This is a genomic window from Streptomyces sp. CY-1 (genome assembly GCF_047218265.1).
GTDB lineage: Bacteria > Actinomycetota > Actinomycetes > Streptomycetales > Streptomycetaceae > Streptomyces > Streptomyces niphimycinicus.
The window spans coordinates 10,867,188-10,886,192 of the sequence record NZ_CP178393.1 but is presented as its reverse complement, the minus strand read 5'-3'; the positions used below and the strand labels follow the sequence as shown (position 1 = coordinate 10,886,192).

General features: G+C 72.5%; 2 protein-coding genes and 1 pseudogene. All 3 read right to left on the bottom strand.

The window, feature by feature from the left end; genetic code table 11:
• Positions 1-23 precede the first annotated feature (23 nt).
• Positions 24-8,132, bottom strand: a pseudogene (locus tag ACK1X7_RS45775) (SDR family NAD(P)-dependent oxidoreductase); the annotation flags it as partial.
• A 116-nt stretch (positions 8,133-8,248) separates the two neighbouring features.
• Positions 8,249-16,432 (bottom strand): type I polyketide synthase, encoded by an 8,184-nt coding sequence (locus ACK1X7_RS45770; protein WP_413116699.1) that lies wholly within the window; start codon positions 16,430-16,432, stop codon positions 8,249-8,251.
• Positions 16,433-16,709: 277 nt separating this feature from the next.
• The gene (locus ACK1X7_RS45765) at positions 16,710-18,812 is read right to left on the bottom strand and encodes a LysR substrate-binding domain-containing protein (protein WP_413116698.1); all 2,103 of its coding nucleotides are present in this window, start codon (positions 18,810-18,812) and stop codon (positions 16,710-16,712) included.
• Positions 18,813-19,005 lie beyond the last annotated feature (193 nt).

Here is a 19,005-nt window from a genome sequence, read left to right as displayed (position 1 = left end):
ACCACGGTGGCCAGGTACTCCGCCAGCGCCTCCGCACTGGGATGGTCGAACATCACGGCGGTGGGCAGTTCGGTACCGGTGTGCCTGGCCAGCACGTTCCGCAGCCGGACGGCGGCCAGGGAGTCCATGCCCATCTCGGCGAACGACACCGTGGGATCCACCTCGGCGACGGAGCGGTGGCCGAGCACCTTCGCGATGTCGTGGCGGACGAGCGACAGCAGCAGGCCGACGCGCTCGGGCCGGGTCAGGGGCGCCAGCCGTTCGGTGAGAGCGGGCTGCGGAGCGTCATCCGGCCCACCGTCATCTGGCCCCAGGACATCCGCGGTGTACTCCGTTGTCGCGGCGTCGGCGGGCTTCCTGACGGTGTCGGGAGCCGGCCAGTAGCGCTCCCGCTGGAAGGCATAGGTCGGCAGGTCGACGCGCCTGCCGCCGCGACCGGCCAGGACCGAGGACCACGAGACCGCGACACCCCGTACGCAGAGGTCGGCGAGCGCTCCGGTCAGCGCGGACACCTCACCGCGGTGACGGCGCAGCGCCGGTACGACGAGGGTCGAGGCGGGATCGGACAGGCTGTCCTCGGCCATACCGGCGGCGATGCTGTCGGGTCCGAGTTCCAGGATCGCGGTGACGCCGTCGGCCTCGGCCGCGCGCACCCCGTCGGCGAATCGGACACAGCCGCGTGCGTGCCGCACCCAGTACTCCGGGGAGCACAGTTCCTCGTCGCTCGCGACCGTGCCGGTCAGGTTCGACACCACGGGAACGGCGGGCGCCCGGTAGCGGATGCTCTCGGCGACGGTGCGGAACTCGTCCAGCATGCCGTCCAGGTGTGCGGAGTGAAAGGCGTGGCTGACCTGGAGCCTGCTGGTCCTGCGTCCGGCCGAGCGCCAGTGTCCGCGGACACGGTCGACCTCGTCGGCGTCCCCGGAGATCACCACGGCGGACGGCCCGTTGACGGCGGCGAGTTCCACACCGGTGCCGAGGTCGGACCGGATCTCCTCCTCGGAGGCTTCGATCGCGGCCATCGCCCCGATCGCGGGCTGGGCCTGCATCAGCCGGCCCCGCGCGGCGACCAGGGCGCAGGCGTCGGGCAGCGTCAGGACACCGGCGACGTGCGCCGCGGTCAGTTCGCCGATCGAATGGCCCAGGAGCAGATCGGGAGCGACTCCCCAGTGCTCCATCAGCCGGAACAGGGCGGTTTCCATGGCGAACAGGGCAGGTTGGGTGTACTCGGTGCGGTCGAGCACCTCGTCGTCGAGCATCTCCTCGTCAAGTACCTCGTCGTCGGCGCCGAGGACCACGTGGCGCAGCGGCAGTGCGAGGTGACGGTCGAACTCGGCACAGACCGTGTCGAACGCCGCCGCGTACTGCGGGAACGCGCGGTACAGCCCACGTCCCATACCCGGCCGCTGGCTGCCCTGCCCGGAGAACACCATGGCGAGCCGCTGTGGCCGGGCCTGACCGACGCCGTCGGTGAGCTCTCCGGCGGCGAGGTGGCCCAGTTCGGCCAGCAGGTCCTCGCGGCTGCCGCCGACCAGTACCGCACGGTGTGCCATGAGCGATCGGCCGGTCGCCAGTGACCAGGCGACATCGGCCGGGCCGTGGTCCTCCTCCGGGCGGTCCGTCAGCCAGGAGTGCAGCCGGGCGGCCTGGGCCCGCAAGGACGCCGCGCCGCGGGCCGAGAGCACCCATGGAACCACCGGGGTGGACACCGTGGGAGGCGTCGGCGCGGGTACGGGCTCGGCGGGGGCCTGTTCGAGGATGGTGTGGGCGTTGGTGCCGCTGATGCCGAACGAGGAGACTCCGACCCGGCGGGGCCGGCCGGCCGCCGGCCACGGCGTCGGCTCGGTCACCAGGGAGACCCCGCCCGCCGACCAGTCCACATGCGGGGTGGGCTCATCGACGTGCAGCGTCCCGGGGACGACGCCGTAGCGCATCGCCAGCACCGCCTTGATCACCCCTGCGGCACCCGCGGCGGCCTGGGTGTGGCCCAGGTTGGACTTCACCGAGCCCAGCAGCAGGGGCTGTGCGCGGTCCTGGCCGTAGGTGGCGAGCAGCGCACCGGCCTCGATCGGATCGCCCAGCGCCGTGCCGGTGCCGTGTGCCTCGACCACGTCCACCTCGGCGGGGGCCAGCCGGGCGTCGGCGAGCGCCTGCCGGATGACGCGCTGCTGGGCGGTCCCGTTCGGCGCGGTCAGACCGTTGGAGGCGCCGTCCTGGTTGACGGCCGCGCCCCGGACCACGGCCAGCACCTGGTGGCCGTTCTTCCGGGCGTCGGAGAGGCGTTCCAGCAGCAGAAGGCCGATTCCCTCGGACCATCCGGTGCCGTCCGCCGCCGCGGCGAACGCCTTGCAGCGCCCGTCGGGAGCCAGTCCGCGCTGCCGGGAGAACTCGACGAAGGCGTTGGGGGTGGACATGACGGTGACGCCGCCTGCCACCGCGAGCGAGCACTCCCGGGCGCGCAGCGCCTTCGCCGCCGCGTCCAGGGCGACCAGCGCGGAGGAGCAGGCCGTGTCCACGGTGACCGCGGGCCCCTCGAATCCCAGGGTGTAGGACAGCCGCCCGGACAGCACGCTGGCCGCGGTGCCGGTGAGCAGATAGCCCTCGGCGTCCAGGGCGCCGGTGTCGATCCCGGTGGCGTAGTCCTGGCCGTTGGTGCCCATGAACACCCCGCACCGGGTGCCGCGCTGGGCCGCGGGGTCGATGCCCGCCCGCTCGAACAGCTCCCAGCCGGACTCCAGCACGAGCCGCTGCTGCGGGTCCATGCCCAGCGCCTCACGTGGGGAAATACCGAAGAAGGTGGCGTCGAAGCGGTCGGCGTCGTGCAGGAATCCGCCCGTGCGGGCATAGCTGGTGCCCGCCCGGTCCGGATCGTCGTCGTACAGGCGCTCCAGGTCCCAGCCCCGGTTGCCGGGGAAGGGCGACAGCACGTCACGGCCCTCTACGAGCACCTGCCACAGGTCCTCGGGGGAGGACACTCCGCCGGGGAAGCGGCAGGCCATCGACACGATCGCGATGGGGTCGCCGGTGGTGGCCACGGCCGTCCCCCGCTCCACCAATTCCGTTGCCGAGCCCAGCAGTTCGGCCAGCAGATAGTCGGCGAGCGCCGCCGGGCTGGGGTGGTCGAAGACCACGGTGGTGGGTAGTTTCAGCCCGGTGCGCGCGCCCAGGCGATTGCGCAGCTCGACGGCGCCCAGCGAGTCGAAGCCCAGGTCACGGAAGGGGCGCGTCATCTCCGGCGCGCCGGAGTCCGTATGACCGAGCACGGTGAGCACCTCCTCACGGACCACATCGAGCAGCAGTCGCGGCCGCTCGGACTCGGGGCGCTCCCGCAGCCGCTCCGCCCATGCGGAGGGCTGCCGTGCCGAGGTTCCGGAAGCCCGCCGCGCCGGGGCCCTGACCAGTCCGCGCAGCAGGGCGGGCAGGGTGCCGGCGGCTGCCTGCGCGCGCAGTACGGAGAGGTTCAGCCGCACCGGTGCCGTCACCGGGTGATCGGCGCGCAGTGCGGCGTCGAACAGGGCCAGTCCGTGGTCCGCGGTCAGCGGATCGATCCCCGCGCGGGCGAGTCGGGCGAGGTCGTCCGCGTCGAGGTGGGCGGTCACACCGCCGTGGTCGTCCCACAGGCCCCACGCCATCGACACGCCCGGAAGGCCCTGTGCGCGCCGGGTCTGGGCGAGCGCGTCGAGGAAGGCGTTGGCCGCCGCGTAGGCGCCCTGTCCGGCGTTGCCGACGAGTCCGGAGTACGAGGAGAACAGCGCGAACACTTGGAGGTCGGCGCCCCTGCTGAGCTCGTGGAGGTTGACCGCGGCCCGCACCTTCGGGCGGTGCACCCGGGCCACCTGATCGTCCGTCATCGATGTGATCACGGCGTCGTCGACGATTCCGGCCGCGTGTACGACGGCCGTCAGCGGCCGGTCGGCGGGGATGGACGCGAGCAGTGCGGCGAGTGCGTCGCGGTCGGCCGCGTCGCAGGCGGCGATGGTGACCTCGGCCCCCAGGGACTCCAGCTCGGCACGGAGTTGGGCGGCGCCCTCGGCGGTCTCGCCACGGCGGCTGGTGAGCAGCAGGTGCCGTACGCCGTACTCGGCGACGAGGTGTCGGGCGACGAGTGATCCCAGCGCACCGGTTCCGCCCGTGATCAGCGCTGTTCCGGTGAGGGCCCGCGGCGTGCCGTCTGCCGTGGGCGTGGCGACGAGCCGGGGTACGCGGGCGCTCCCCTCGGTCAGGACGATCTGCGGCTCACCCGAGGCGAGCGCGCCCGGCAGTGCGCGCGAGGACGCCTCGGTCCCGTCGAGGTCGACGAGGACGAACCGGTCCGGGTGCTCGGTCTGCGCGGTGCGCACCAGCCCCCACACCGCGGCCTGGACGGTCTCGCCAAGCGCGGTGCTGCCGGACACGGCCCGGCGGGTGAGGAACACCAACCGCGCGTCGGCGGGGTGTTCCTCGGCGAGCCAGGACCGGAGAAGGCGCAGCGCCCGCGAGGTGGCCTCGTGTGCCTGGGCGGCGATGTCCGCCCCTTCGCGGCCGGGGCCGAAGGCGGCGAGCACCACGTCCGCCCGCCCGTCCACGTGCCCGTCCACCGCGGGCAACTGTTGGATGGCGGGGTGGACGGCGCGCAGCCCGTGCTCGTCCTCACCGTCCAGGGCCCACCGGCCCGCTGCCGTGGAAGGCAACTGTGTGACCGTCCACTCCAGTCGGTGGAGCGGTGTGTGGTGCCGGAGCCGCGCGGTGTCCACCGCCGCGAGGGTCACGGACTCGACGGTGTACACGGGCTGACCGGCACCGTCCGTGATCCGCATCGCGTAGGCGCGCTCGCCGAGGGGCAGCAGATGGACGCGGACCGCTGCGGCACCGACGGCGTGCGGGCGTACGCCGTGCCACAGGACGGGTGTCTCGTCCTCGGCGGCCACCAGGCTCAGCGCCGCGCCGATCAGCTCCGGATGCAGCCCGTACGGCTCCGCCTCGCTCTCCCGCTCCAGGCCCGCCTCCGCGAACAGCTCTCCACCGGCCCGCCAGACCCGCTCCAGCAGGGGGGATGAGCCCTCCGGCGGGCTCACCGCTTCGGCGTCGGCCGGTGGCCACGGTGTGAGAACGGCCGCGGTGTCCGGGGGTGCGACACCTGCGCTCGCCGTCGCATTGCGGGTCCAGGGTGTCTCCTCGTCCGGCTGCGAGAACACATCGATGGCACCGTCGGCGCCGATGCGCACCTGGACTCGGAGGACGCCGGAGTCGGGCAGCCGTGGCGGGTCCACCTGGCGCAGGACGTCGACACGGTCGAAACCGGTGTCGGCCGCGGCGTGCACCACCAGTTCCAGCAGTGCGGCATGCGCCCCGGCGGGGTCGGCCAGCCACGGCTGCGCGGCGATGGACAGCACACCGGTGAAGACGGTGTCGCCGTGGTCCGCCAAGCGGACCGCGGCACCCAGCAGCGGGTGGTCCACGGCCGTCATGCCCGCGGTCCGCACATCCGCCGTACTGCCGCTCGGCAGCCAGTAGTGGCGGTGCTGGAAGGGGTACGTCGGCAAGTCGACGTGTCCGGTCCTGGCTCCGGCTCCGGCTCCGGCTCCGGCTCCGGCGAACACGCTCGCCCAGTCGACCGCGACACCGTGTGCGTGCAGGGCGGACAGCGAGCCGAGGAAGCCGTCGGACTCGTCCTGCCCACGGCGGAGGGTGCCCTGAACCGCCGCCCCGGCGCCGACGTCGTCGATGGTCTCCTGGATGCCGACCAGCAGCACCGGATGCGGGCTGCACTCCACGAAGGTGTCGAAGCCGGCGGCCAGCAGGGCCCGGGTGGCCGGCTCGAACTGGATGGGCCTGCGAAGGTTGCGGTACCAGTACTCACCGGTCAGCTCGGCCGTGTCGATCCAGTCGCCGGTCACGGTGGACATGAACGCCGTCGACGTGGCGGTCGGCCGGACCGGGGCGAGCAGCTCCGCCACCCGCTCCCGGATCGGCTCGACATGGGCCGAGTGGGACGGGTAGTCGATGGGCACCCGCCGCGACCAGACGCCCTCCGCCGACAGCGCGGACTCCAGACGGGCGAGCGCGGGGAGATCTCCCGCGACCACGGTGGAGGTGGGGCCGTTGAGCGCGGCCACGCTCACCCGCTCGAAGCCCTCCAGCCGGGACCTGACCTCGTCCAGGGGCAGGTTGATCGAGAGCATGCCGCCGCGGCCGGACAGGCCCTCGGCGATGGCCTTGCTGCGCAGCGCGACCGCGCGGGCGGCGTCCTCCAGGGACATGGCGCCCGCGACGACCGCCGCCGCCATCTCGCCCTGTGAGTGGCCGATCACCGCGTCCGGCACCACCCCGACGGACTTCCACAGCGCCGCCAGCGAGACCATCACCGCGAACAGCACCGGCTGGAGGACCTCGGTCCGCTCGAACTCCCCGGAACGCACCACGTCGGTGAGGTGGAAGTCCACATGAGGGGTCAGGGCGCGCTCGCAGTCGGCCATCGCCTGGGCGAAGACCGGCGAGGTCTTCAGCAGGTCCACCGCCATGCCCGCCCACTGCGGGCCCTGTCCCGGGAAGACGAACACGACCTTGCGGGGGCCTGCCGTGGCGCGCGTGGTCGTGGAGGCGGGCTCGTCGCGGGCCAGTGCGTCCAGCCCCGTACGGAGCTCCTGGGCCGACCGGCCGAGGAGCACGGCGCGGTGCTCGAAGGCGGACCTGGCGAGGGCGAGCGAGGCGCCGACCGCGGTGAGGTCGGCGTCGTCGGTGAGCACGGTCGACAGCCGGCCGGACTGCGCCCTCAGCGCCTCGGGGGTGCGTCCGGACACCACCACGGGCACGCTGGTCAGGGTCAGCGGCGCCGTGGCGGAGGTAGGCGCCGCCGGTTCGGCCACGGGTGCCTGTTCGATGATGGCGTGGGCGTTGGTGCCGCTGATGCCGAACGAGGACACCGCGGCGCGGCGCGGGCCCTGGGTGTCCGGCCAGGGCGCGGGGTCGGTGAGCAGCCGGACCGCGCCGCCGTCCCAGTCCACCAGCGGCGAGGGCCGGTCGATGTGCAGGGTTTTCGGCAGTTGCTCGTGCTGGAGGGCCATCACCATCTTGATGACGCCACCGACCCCGGCCGCGGCCTGGGTGTGGCCGATGTTCGACTTCAACGAGCCGAGCAGCAGGGGATGTTGCCGGTTCTGTCCATAGGTGGCCAGCACGGCCTGGGCCTCGATGGGGTCGCCCAGCCTGGTGCCGGTGCCGTGTGCTTCGAGGGCGTGCACATCGGCCGGGGACAGGCCGGCGCCCGCCAGCGCGGCGCGGATCACACGCTCCTGCGATGGACCGTTGGGAGCGGTGAGCCCGCTGCTGGCGCCGTCCTGGTTGACCGCCGTCGACCGGACAAGAGCCAGTACCCGGTGGCCGTGGCGGCGCGCGTCCGACAGCCGCTCCAGGACGAGTACCCCGACCCCCTCGGACCAGCCCGTGCCGTCGGCCGCCGCGGCGAAGGACTTGCACCGGCCGTCGGGGGACAGCGCCCGCTGCCGGGAGAACTCCACGAAGGTGCCGGGCGTGGCCATGACGGTGACACCGGCGGCCAGGGCCAGCGAACACTCACCGCTGCGCAACGACTGCGCGGCCAGGTGCATCGCCACCATCGACGAGGAGCAGGCCGTGTCCACGGTGACCGCCGGCCCCTCGAACCCGAGGGTGTAGGCGATGCGGCCGGACAGCACACTGGCGGTGGTGCCGGTCAGCCGGTGCCCGTCGACCGCGCCCGCGGTGTGTTCCAGCGGCGGCCCGTAGTCGTGGTACATCACTCCGGCGAAGACTCCGGTGCGGCTGCCGCGCAGGGTGCCCGGTACGAGTCCGGCGCGTTCCAGCGCCTCCCAGGACGCCTCCAGCAGCAGCCGCTGCTGCGGATCCATGGCCAGCGCCTCGCGCGGGCCGATGCCGAAGAACTCGGCGTCGAACCCGCCCGCGTCGTGCAGGAACCCGCCCTGGTCGCAGTAGGACGTGCCGGGGTGCGCCGGGTCCGGGTCGAACAGCTCGGTCAGCCGCCAGCCCCGGTCGACCGGGAAGCCGGTGACGGCGTCGCCGCCTCGCTCGACCAGCTCCCACAGGTCCTCGGGCGAGCGGACGCCACCGGGGTAGCGGCAGCTCATTCCCACGATCGCCAAGGGCTCGCGCGCGGCGGCGGTGAGGTCGTGGTTCTTCCTTCGCAACCGCTGGACCTCACGGATGCTGTCGCGCAGCGCCTCGGTGACCGCGGCGGCGGTTGTTTCGCTCATCGGTGTCGTCTCCGGCTCGCTCAGGATTCCAGGCTGCGACGGGCCAGCCTGACCAGGTCGTCCGCGTCCAGCTCGTCGAGGCCGTCCAACTCGTCGCCGTCCAGGTCGTCGAGGCCGTATGGTTCGCCGACGCCGTCCGGCCCCTCGGGGCCGCCCGGTCGGTCGATGTCGGCCGGGGGCGTGGCCTGGGCGGATGGTTCGGCCACCAGCGTGAGGAGGACGTCCAGCAGACCGGCGGCGCGCAGACGTGCCACCGGCACCGTGGCCAGTGCTCTGCGCAACGCCGCCTCGTCCACCGGGGGCGGTTCGGCGGGCGCCGTCTTCTGGGCGATCAGGGCGGCCAGCCGGTTCGGGGTGGGGTGGTCGAAGACGACGGTGGGGGACAGCGCGAGTCCGGTCACCCGGTTGAGCCGGTTGCGCAGATCGACCGCGATCAGTGAGTCCACACCCAGTTCCCGGAAGCCGCGGTCGAGGTCGATCGCCTCGTCGGGGCCCTGCCCGAGGCAGCCGGCCAGCTCCCGCCGCACCAGGTCGAGGGGGGACGCGTCCCGCTCGGACCGTGTCCCGGGCGCCACCGGAACCAGACCACGCAGCAGTGGCCCCGGGTCCTCGGACCCGGACCGCGGCTGCCCGGCCTTCCGGCCCACCGCCACCAGGAGCGGGGTGTCCAGCCGCAGCGCCGCGTCGAACAGCGCCAGGCCGTCGTCGGTGGACAGGGTGGGCATGCCGATGTCCGCCAGCCGGTCGAGGTCGGTACGGGACAACTCGGCGGCCATGCCCGTCCGCTCCCACGGGGCCCAAGCGAGCGACGTGGCGGGCAGCCCCTGCGCCACGCGATGCTGGGCCAGGGCGTCCAGGAACGTGTTCCCGGCGGCGTAGTTCGCCTGCCCGGCGGCACCGAGGATGCCGGACGCCGAGGAGAACAGCACGAACCCGTCGAGGGCATGGTCCCGGGTCAACTCATGGAGATGCCACGCCCCGTCCACCTTGGGACGCAGTACCGATGCCAGCCGCTCGGTGGTCAGCCCGGAGATCACGGTGTCGTCCAGGACGCCTGCCGCGTGCACCACCGCGGTCAGCGGATGCTCGGCCGGGATCGAGGCCAGCAGCCCGGCCACCGCGTCGCGGTCGGCGACGTCGCAGGACCGCCAACTGACACCGGGGCCGAACTCCGCCACGTCCACCGGCCGCCTGCCCGCCAACACCAGGTGGCGCATGCCGTGTTCGGTGAGCAGCCGATGGGCGATCAGCCGGCCGAGCCCTCCGGAGGCGCCGGTGATCAGCACGGTGCCGTCGGGGTTCCAGCCGCGGAGGGTGGCGGGCCCGCGCCCGCGCGTCAGCCGGGGGGCGAGGAGTGTGCCCGCACGCACCGCCAACTGCGGCTCGTCCAGGGGAGTTACGTCCAGGAGAGCCCGTGCCGCTTCGAGGTCGGCGTCCAGGTCGAGCAGGACGAACCGGCCGGGATGCTCACGCTGCGCGGAACGCACCAGACCCCACACCGGGGACTGGGCGAGGCCCGGGACCTCCTCGCCCGCCCGGGTGCCCACCGCCGACCGGGTCACCAGCACCAGCCGAGCCGAGGCGAACCGCTCGTCGGTGATCCACGAGCGCACCAGCTCCAGCACCCGACCGGCCGTCGTATGGGCGGCGCCGGGCAGGGCCTGGTCCACCTCCGAGGACACCGGCACGACCACGAGATCCGGATACTCCCCCGCACACCGGGAGAGATCGCCGTCGTCCACCACGGCGACCCGGCATGGCGTGGACGCCGGAGTGACCGGAACCCACTCGGCCTTCAGGAACGGATCGTCGTGCACCACGGGCCCGGCCGTGCGGACACTCAGTGCCTCGATGTCGGCGACCGGCCCTCCGGCGGTGTCGGTGATCCGCAGCGACACCGTGTCCTCGCCGGTACGCCTGGTGTGCACCCGGGCGGCGGCGACACCGGTCGCGTGGACGGCCATCTTCTGCCAGGAGAACGGCAGTTTCGCACCGTCGAAGAGCCCGAGCGCACCGGCGCCGTGCAGGCACGCGTCGAGCAGCGCCGGATGCAGGGTGAACTCACCGGCCCGCCCCGCGAGGTCCAGGTCCAGTTCGACCTCGGTGATCACCTCGTCGCCGGCAAGCCAGATCCGTCGTACGTTCTGGAAGCGCGGACCGTACTCCAGCCCGCACTGGGCCAGGCCGCTGTAGAGGTCGTGCGTGGACAGCTCGACGGCGGACACCGGCGGCCAGTGGCCGACGGCCCGCTGGGGGGTGGCCGATGCGGGGGCGAGGGTGGCGGTCGCATGCCGGGTCCACTCGGCATCGCCGTCCACGGGCCGGGAGTGCACACTCAGCGCACGGCGCCCCTCGGCGTCCATCTCCCCTACGATCACCCGGAGTTCGACGGTCTCGTGGGACCGCAGGGCGAGCGGCGCGAGCATCACCAGCTCCTCGACGGTGGGACAGCCCGTCACACCACCGGCGTGCACGGCCATCTCGAGGAAGGCCGTGGCCGGGACGAGCACGGTGCCGCCCACGACGTGGTCGGCCAGCCACGAATGGGTGCGCGTGGACAGCACACCGGTGAACTCCACGCCATCGCCGTCGGGCTGGGCGATCCGCGCGCCGAGCAGGGGATGCCCGGCCGGGCGCAGCCCGACCGCGCCCGGCGAGGAGCCCGCGCCGGGCGGCTGGTCCAGCCAGTAGCGCCTGCGCTGGAACGGATAGGTGGGCAGTTGCGTGCGTCGTGCCGGGGTGCCGTCGAAGACGGCTGCCCAGTCCAGGCCGACACCGTGTGCGTAGAGCCGCGATACGGCCTCGGTGAGCGTGGCCATCTCCGAGCGGTCACGGCGCAACGCGGGCACGAACCGGGCGTCCGCGTCGACGCATTCGGGCCCCAGCGTGGTCAGCACGGCATCCGGCCCGAGCTCCAGGAAGTCCGTGACGCCGTGGTCGTACAGCCATCGCACGCCGTCTCCGAAGCGCACGGCCGCGCGCACATGCCGCACCCAGTAGTCCGGGGAGCACAGCTCCTCGTCGCTCGCGACCGTGCCGGTCACATTGGACACGATGGGGATCGCCGGTGCGTGGAAGGTCAGCTTTTCCGCGACCGCGTGGAAGTCGGCCAGCATGGGCTCCATGTGTGCGGTGTGGAAGGCGTGGCCGACCCGCAGCCTGCGGGTGCGGCGCCCCTGCTGCTCCCAGTAGCCCATCTGCCCGGTGACGGCCCGCTCGTCTCCGGCGATCACCACGGCCCGTGGGCCGTTGACGGCGGCGATCTCCGCGTATCCGTCCGCCTCCGACAGCCGGGCCAGCACCTCCTGCTCGGTCGCGGCGATCGCGGCCATACAGCCTTCGCCCGGAAGTGCCTGCATCAGCTTGCCTCGCGCGGCCACCAGCGTGACTGCGTCGGCCAGGTCGAGCACACCGGACACATGCGCGGCGGCGAGTTCGCCGATGGAGTGCCCCACCAGGTAGTCGGGGCGCAGTCCCCAGCTCTCGACCAGCCGGAACAGGGAGACCTCGACCGCGAACAGCGCCGCCTGGGTGTAGACGGTCCGGTCGAGCCGATCCGATCCCTCGAACACCACGGCCTTCAGCCCGGCATCGAGATGCTCGTCGAATCCGGTGCACACGCGCTCGAAGGTCTGGGCGAACACCGGGTACCGCGCGTGCAGTTCCGCCGCCATCCCGCCGCGCTGACTGCCCTGACCGGTGAAGAGGAAGGCGAGTGCACCGGCCGACGCAGTGCACACATCATCGGCCTCCAGGGCGCCCAGCCCCGCGAGGAGCGCGTCGCGGTCCCCGCCGACGACGACCGCGCGGTGCTGCCGGTGCTGCCGGGTGGTGGCCAGCGAGAAGGCGACATCGTCCGGGCCCGACCCGGGCAGCGCCACGGCCAGTCGCCGTGCCTGGTCGACCACCGCCTGCCGGGTGTGCCCGGTCAGCAGCAGTGGCATGGTGCTGCCGCTGTCGGGCGTCCGGTCGGGGCCGGGCGCGGGGACGCCCTCGATGACGAGGTGTGCGTTGGTCCCGGAGATGCCGAACGAGGAGACGGCCGCGCGGGGCGGACGGCCGCGCGACGGCCACGGTATGGCCTCGGTCAGCAGCCGCACCGCGCCCGCCGACCAGTCCACGTGTGCGGTCGGGTCGGTGATGTGCAGGGTCTTGGGCGCGAGGCCGTGCCGCATGGCCTGCACCATCTTGATGACCCCGGCGATCCCGGCGGCGGCCTGTGTATGGCCGATGTTCGACTTGAGCGAGCCGAGCAGCAGGGGGTGGTCCCGGTCCTGGCCGTAGGTGGCGAGAAGGGCGTGTGCCTCGATCGGATCGCCCAGCACGGTGCCCGTGCCGTGTGCCTCGACCACGTCGACATCGTCCGGCGCCAGCCGGGCCTGGGCCATGGCCTCCCGGATGACCTGCTCCTGCGCCGGTCCACTGGGCGCGGTGAGCCCGTTGGAGGCCCCGTCCTGGTTGACGGCGGTGCCGCGGATCACCGCGAGGACGTCGTGTCCGTTGTGCCGGGCGTCGGAGAGGCGCTCCAGGACGAGAACGCCCAGTCCTTCGGCCCAGCCGGTGCCGTCGGCCCCAGCGGAGAACGCCTTGCAGCGCCCGTCCGGTGAGAGTCCGCCCTGACGGCTGAACTCCACGAACATGCCCGGGGTCGACATCACGGTCACCCCACTGGCCAGGGCGAGCGAGCACTCCCCCTGCTGGAGCGACCGTACGGCGAGATGGACGGCCACCAGTGAGGACGAGCACGCGGTGTCCACGGTGATGGCGGGCCCTCGCAGGCCGAGTGTGTAGGCCACCCGGCCGGACAGCACGCTCGCGCTGGTGCCGGTGAGCAGGAACCCTTCGGCACCATGCGCGGTTTCATGCAGACGCGGCCCGTAGTCCTGCGCGCTCGCGCCGACGAACACTCCGGTCCGGGTGGCACGCAGGCTCTCGGGAACGATGCCCGCCCGTTCGAGCGCCTCCCAGGTGCCCTCCAGCAGGAGGCGCTGCTGGGGGTCCATCGCCGTGGCCTCACGGGGGGAGATGCCGAAGAAGGCCGCGTCGAATGTGTCGATGCCGTCGAGGAATCCGCCCGCCCGGGTGGCGGTGCTGCCATCGGGGAGGTCCCAGCCCCTGTCGGTGGGGAATCCGCCGATGGCGTCGCGTTCCTCCGCCACCATTTGCCACAGATCTTCGGGCGAGGTCACCGCGCCCGGTAGCCGGCAGCTCATGGCGACGACGGCGATGGGATCGTCCGTCGCGACGGCGGCGACCGTCGTCCGGGCGGCCCGGGGACGCTCGCCGTCCAGCAGGGCGGCAAGGTGCTCGGCCAGCGCCGCGGGGGTCGGATGGTCGTACAGCACGGCGGAGGAGAGCGCTACGCCGGTGGCCGCGACGAGTCGGTTGCGCAGCTCGACGGAGGTCAGCGAGTCGAAGCCGAGGTCGCGGAACGACTCGGTCACGGCCAGCGATTCCGGGTCGTCCCGGTCGAGCAGCACGGCCCCGTGCTCGCGCACCAGGCGCAACGCGGCGGCACGCCGCTGTTCGTCGGTGCGCCGCGACGCCCGCGAGGTCCTCGCCTCGGGCTCAAGCGTCGCCTCGGGCTCATGCGTCGGCTCGGGCCCATGCGTCGGCTCGTCGAGCCAGTACCTGCTGCGCTGGAACGCGTACGTGGGCAGGTCCACCGGCCGTCCATCCGGGAAGGCGGGCCGCCAGTCCACCTCCACTCCCCGCACCTGGGCCTCGGCGACCGACCGCAGAAAACGCCCGAGACCGCCGTCGTCACGGCGCAGCGAACCCACCACGACGGCCTGGGGCCCGGTGGTCTCCTGAACCGGCATGACCAGGGCCGGGTGCGGGCTGCACTCGATGAACCCGGTGAACCCCTCGGCTTCCAGCGCACGCACGCCGGTTTCGAACCGGACGGTCTCCCGCAGGTTGCGACACCAGTAGTCGGCATCGAGTCCGGTGCCGTCCATCCAGTCCCCGGTGACGGTGGAGAACAGCGGGACCGCGGAGCGGGCGGGGCGAACGGCGGCCAGCTCATCGAGCAGCGCCGGGCGGATGTCGTCCACATGCGGGGAGTGCGAGGCGTAGTCGATCGGCACCGTGCGCACCCACGCGCCCCGGGCCGACAGGGACTCCAGGAGTTCCCGCACCGGCTCGGTGTCGCCGGACACCACGACCGAACGCGGGCCGTTGACCGCACCGATGGTGACACCGGGTGGCAGCAGCGGCTCGACCTCGGCCATGGGCAGGGCGACCATGCCCATGCGGCCCCGGTCCTTGATCGCCTCGACGGCCCTGCTGCGCGCCACCACGACCCGTGCGGCGTCCTCGAGGCTGAGCGCTCCGGCGACGCAGGCGGCGGCGATCTCGCCCTGCGAATGCCCGATCACCGCGTCCGGCCGCACTCCGTGGGATCGCCACAGTTCGGCCAGCGACACCATGACCGCGAAGGTGGCCGGTTGCACGACATCGTCGCCGGTCATCGGTTCGCACAGCACATCGAAGAGATCCCAGTCGACGAACCGGGACAGGGCCCGTGCGCACTCACGCATCCGTGCCTCGAACACCGCCGACTCCGCCAGCAGTGCCAGCCCCATACCGGACCACTGGGAGCCCTGACCGGGAAACACGAAGACGGTGCGCCCCGGTTCCCCCGCCGTGCCGAGCACGGGCCCCGGCAACTGTTCTTTGAGCGCCGCCAGTTCCTCCCGGCCGAAGACCACGGCGCGGTGTTCCAGCAGCGTGCGCGTGGTGGCCAGCGAGTATCCGACGTCGGCAGCAGACAGCTCGTGGGGGTCGTGGTGGTCGAAGTGGTCGAGAAGGCGTTCCGCCTGGCCGCGCAACGCCTGTCGGGTACGGGCGGACAGCACCCACGGCGTCACCGCCGGGGATTCGCCGGGCGGCGTCGGCTCGGCGGAGGGCGGCTCGACGGAGGGCGGCTCGGCGAGCACGACATGGCAGTTGGTGCCGCCGATGCCGAAGGAGCTGACCCCCGCCACCAGCGGCCGGTCCGCCTCCGGCCACGCGGTGGTCTCGGTCTGTACCCGCAGATTCAGTTCGGTCAGCGGGATCGCCGGATGGGGCCGGGCGAAGTTCAGGCTCGCGGGCAGCCGACGGTGGGTGAGGGACAGGACCACTTTGAGCAGCCCGGTGATTCCGGCCGCGCCTTCGAGGTGGCCGATGTTGGTCTTCACCGAGCCGACGCGCAGGGGCGCGCCCTCCGGCCGTTCGGAGCCGAGGGCCGCTCCCAGGGCGGCCGCCTCGACCGGGTCACCGGCCCTGGTCCCGGTGCCGTGCAGCTCGACGTACTGCACGGTACCGGGTTGGACGCCCGCGGCCCGGTAGGCGGCCCGCAGCACGTCGGTCTGAAGAGAGGGGTCCGGTGTGGTCAGATCCGCCTGTCCGGCCCCGTCGTTGTTGACCGCGCTGCCGAGGATCACACCGTGTACCCGGTCGCCGTCCGCCAGCGCGTCGGTGAGCGGCCGCAGCACGATCAGCACGCCGCCCTCGCCGCGTACGTAGCCGTTCGCCCGTTCGTCGAAGGTGTAGCAGCGACCGTCCGGGGAGAGGACGCCGAGCGCGTCGACGGCCCTCGCGGATACGGGAGCGAGATTGAGGTTGACGCCGCCCACGAAGGCGTGGTCGACCTCGCCACGGCGGATGCTGTCACAGGCCAGGTGCACCGCCACGAGGGAGGAGGACTGTCCCGAGTCGACGGTGACGCTCGGGCCGCCCAGCCTCAGCAGGTGCGACACCCGGTTGGCGATCATGGAGCGGTGGGTGCCCGTCAGGGTGTAGCGGTCCTCCGCCGCGCCGCGGGCCCGGACGAGGGCCGCGTAGTCGTCGGACGACACTCCCAGATACACACCGGACCGGCTGCCACGCAGGGGGTCCGCCACGAACCGTGCGGACTCCATCGCCTCCCAGGCCAGTTCGAGCGCAAGCCGCTGCTGTGGGTCCATCGCGGCGGCCTCGGCCGCGGTGACTCCGGCGAACTCGGCGTCGAAATGGGCCACGTCGGAAAGGAAGCCGCCGTGCTCCACGGCCTGTTCCGCGCTCCAGCGTCCGTTGGCGGTCTCGCCGACGGCATGGCGCCCGGTGCTGAGCAACCGCCAGAATTCCTCCGGGCTCCGGCCACCGGGCAGACGGCAGGCAATACCCGTGATCGCGATCGGCGCCGAGGCATGAGCACTCGCGGAAGGCGCGACGGACACAGCCAACCTTTCCTCCCCACGGGACGGGACAAGCGGCGAGAGGAATGTGCCCGGAAGATCATTCCCAAGCGAGCGCAATGCCGCTGGGCAGAACCGGGCCATCGCCGAGTCATGGGCGGCGACAGGGTGTCGCCGCCTTCGACCGAGACGCTAATCAGCTCGTGGAGAGCCCGGAAGGCAACTGGTATCGATCAAGACCATCCGCGCCATGGATACCGGGCCTATTACGCAAACGACCCAGCGCCCGGTCGGCCCGCCGACCGCGCGAACCGTGGGATCACCGGTGTGACGCCATCTCCTGAATACGCTCTCGTAGCCAGCGGTGCGCCGGATCCGCGGTGTTCCTGGGGTCCCAGTACATCGCTCCCGTCAGCTCCGCCGCCGGCTCCAGGGGCACCGCCCGCAGGCCCATCGCACACCCCAGCCGCTCGAAGAGCCGCCGGGGAATGACCGCGACCATCCGGGTGCCGGAGACGAGACCGGCCGCGCCGGCGAAGGTGTCGCTCACCGCCACCGTCCGGTCGGACACGCCACCTTCGCCGATGGTGAAGCCCGACAAGGGCATGGCCTGCGAGCCGATCGTGATGTAGGGCAGTTCGGCCAGTTCCTCCCGGCTCAGGGTCGGGCCCACATCGGGATGGTCACCGTCGACGACGGCGACCAGCTCGTCCGGCGGCAGATCGCTGCGGGAGAACGACGTCAGCTCGTCGGTCAGCACATTCGACGGCCAGATCAGCAGGTCGCTCTGTCCGCGGCGCAACCGGTCGAACATGCCGGGGTGCACCCCGGTGACGCTGATCCGCACCCCCGGGGCCACCTCGCTCAGCTCGCTGAGCAGGGGACGCAGCATCACCACGGTCACGTAGTCGTCGGCGACCAGGTTGAAGGTTCGGGCGCTGGTGACCGGATCGAACTGGTCCGTACGGTCCAGGACCTCGTACATTCCGCCCAGGAGTTCCTTGACCGAGTCGACCAGTGACTCCGCGAGCGGGGTGAGGACCATCGCGCGCCCCTCCCTGACCAGCAGCGGGTCGTTGAAGTGCCGCCGCAGCTTGGCCAGTGCCGTGCTCATCGCGGGTTGGCTGACGGAGACCCGCTCGGCGGCCTTGGTGACACTGCGCTCCGAGAGGAGCGCGTTCAGCGGGACCAGAAGGTTCAGATCGATCTTGGTGGGACGAGCCGCCGCAACCGGCTCCCGTTCCCCATCGGCCGAGGACGCCGGCCCGCCCTTCCGCTGCCCTGGGACGGTCATACGCCCGAAGAAATCGCCGATCTTCCGCACACCGGACGGATCGGCACCCCCGTCGAAGCTGCCCCTCAGCTCCCTGGCCATGGACGCCGCGCGCTCGCGCATCGTCTTCTCGTACGCGGCGATGGCCGCCGTGAGGTCGTCCCCGGCCCCGATGAGAGCCCGGGCGAGGTCGGCGGCGTCCCGCATGGCGAGATTGGCGCCCCAGCAGGAGGACAGCATGCCATGGGCGGCATCGCCCAGCAGGGTGACTCCCGGTGTGGTCGGCCAACTGGTGCCGATGGGGAGGCTGTAGACGGGGCGGGGCACGATCGTGTCATCGCAGTGGCGGACGAGGTCCGTCAACTGCGGGGCCCAGTCGGTGAAGTGCTCCAGGATCGCGGCGCGCGCCCGCTCGGGCCGGTCGTAGGGGATGCCGTTGGTGGTGAGCCAGTTCTCGGGAACGCGGAAGGCGATGGAGATGCGCAGGCGGCCATCGCCGCCGCGGCGCGCTATCAGACCCTTGTCGTCCTGGAGCGCGAACATGCTGCCGCGGCCCACGAGTGCGGCTAAGGCCGGCCGGGTGCGGTGGGCCTCGGGGACACCGAGTTCGATGAGGCTGATCCCGGAGTACGCGGGCTCGGCTTCGGTGAGCATCGGACGGACGCGGGACCAGGTGCCGTCCGCGCCGATGAGCAGATCGCAGGTCTCCACCGTGCCGTTTGCGAAGTGGAGTTCGTGGCCGCCGCTCTCCAGGGCGGTGGCGTGGTCGAGGCCGTGGCTCCAGCGGATGCCGTCGGGGGCGAGGGCGTCGAGAAGGATCTCGCGCAGGGCGGACCGGTCCATCTCCGGCCAGCCCGTGTCGTCTTCGGCGGTGACGTCCTGGGGTTGGACCGTGGCGTCCTTGCCGAGAATCTTCATATCCAGGCCCGTGGGGCGGGCCCGGGCCCAGAACTCGTTTTCCAGTCCTGCCGCGCGCAGGGCGTGCTGACCCGACTCGGGGTGCAGCTCGAGGGTTCCGCCGCAGCCGACGGCATCGGCCGCCTCGCGCTCGTATACGACCGTGTCGATACCGTTGGCCCGAAGGACGCAGGCGAGGGTGAGGCCGCCGGGGCCGGCGCCGATGATCGCGATACGGGGGGTGGTGTTCATGGTCAAGGAGTCCTTTTCGGCGGCGGCGGTGGACGTCGTCCCGCGTGACATCATCGCGCCCGCGACGCACCGTCCTCCCACCAGTTGAGGGAGGTGACGCCATCACTGCCCGGGAACCGGCCATAGTCGGCCGAAGACTCATGACCCCGGGCCGAGGAAATCGGAACGGATCGGCCCAGGCATCGCGTAAGGC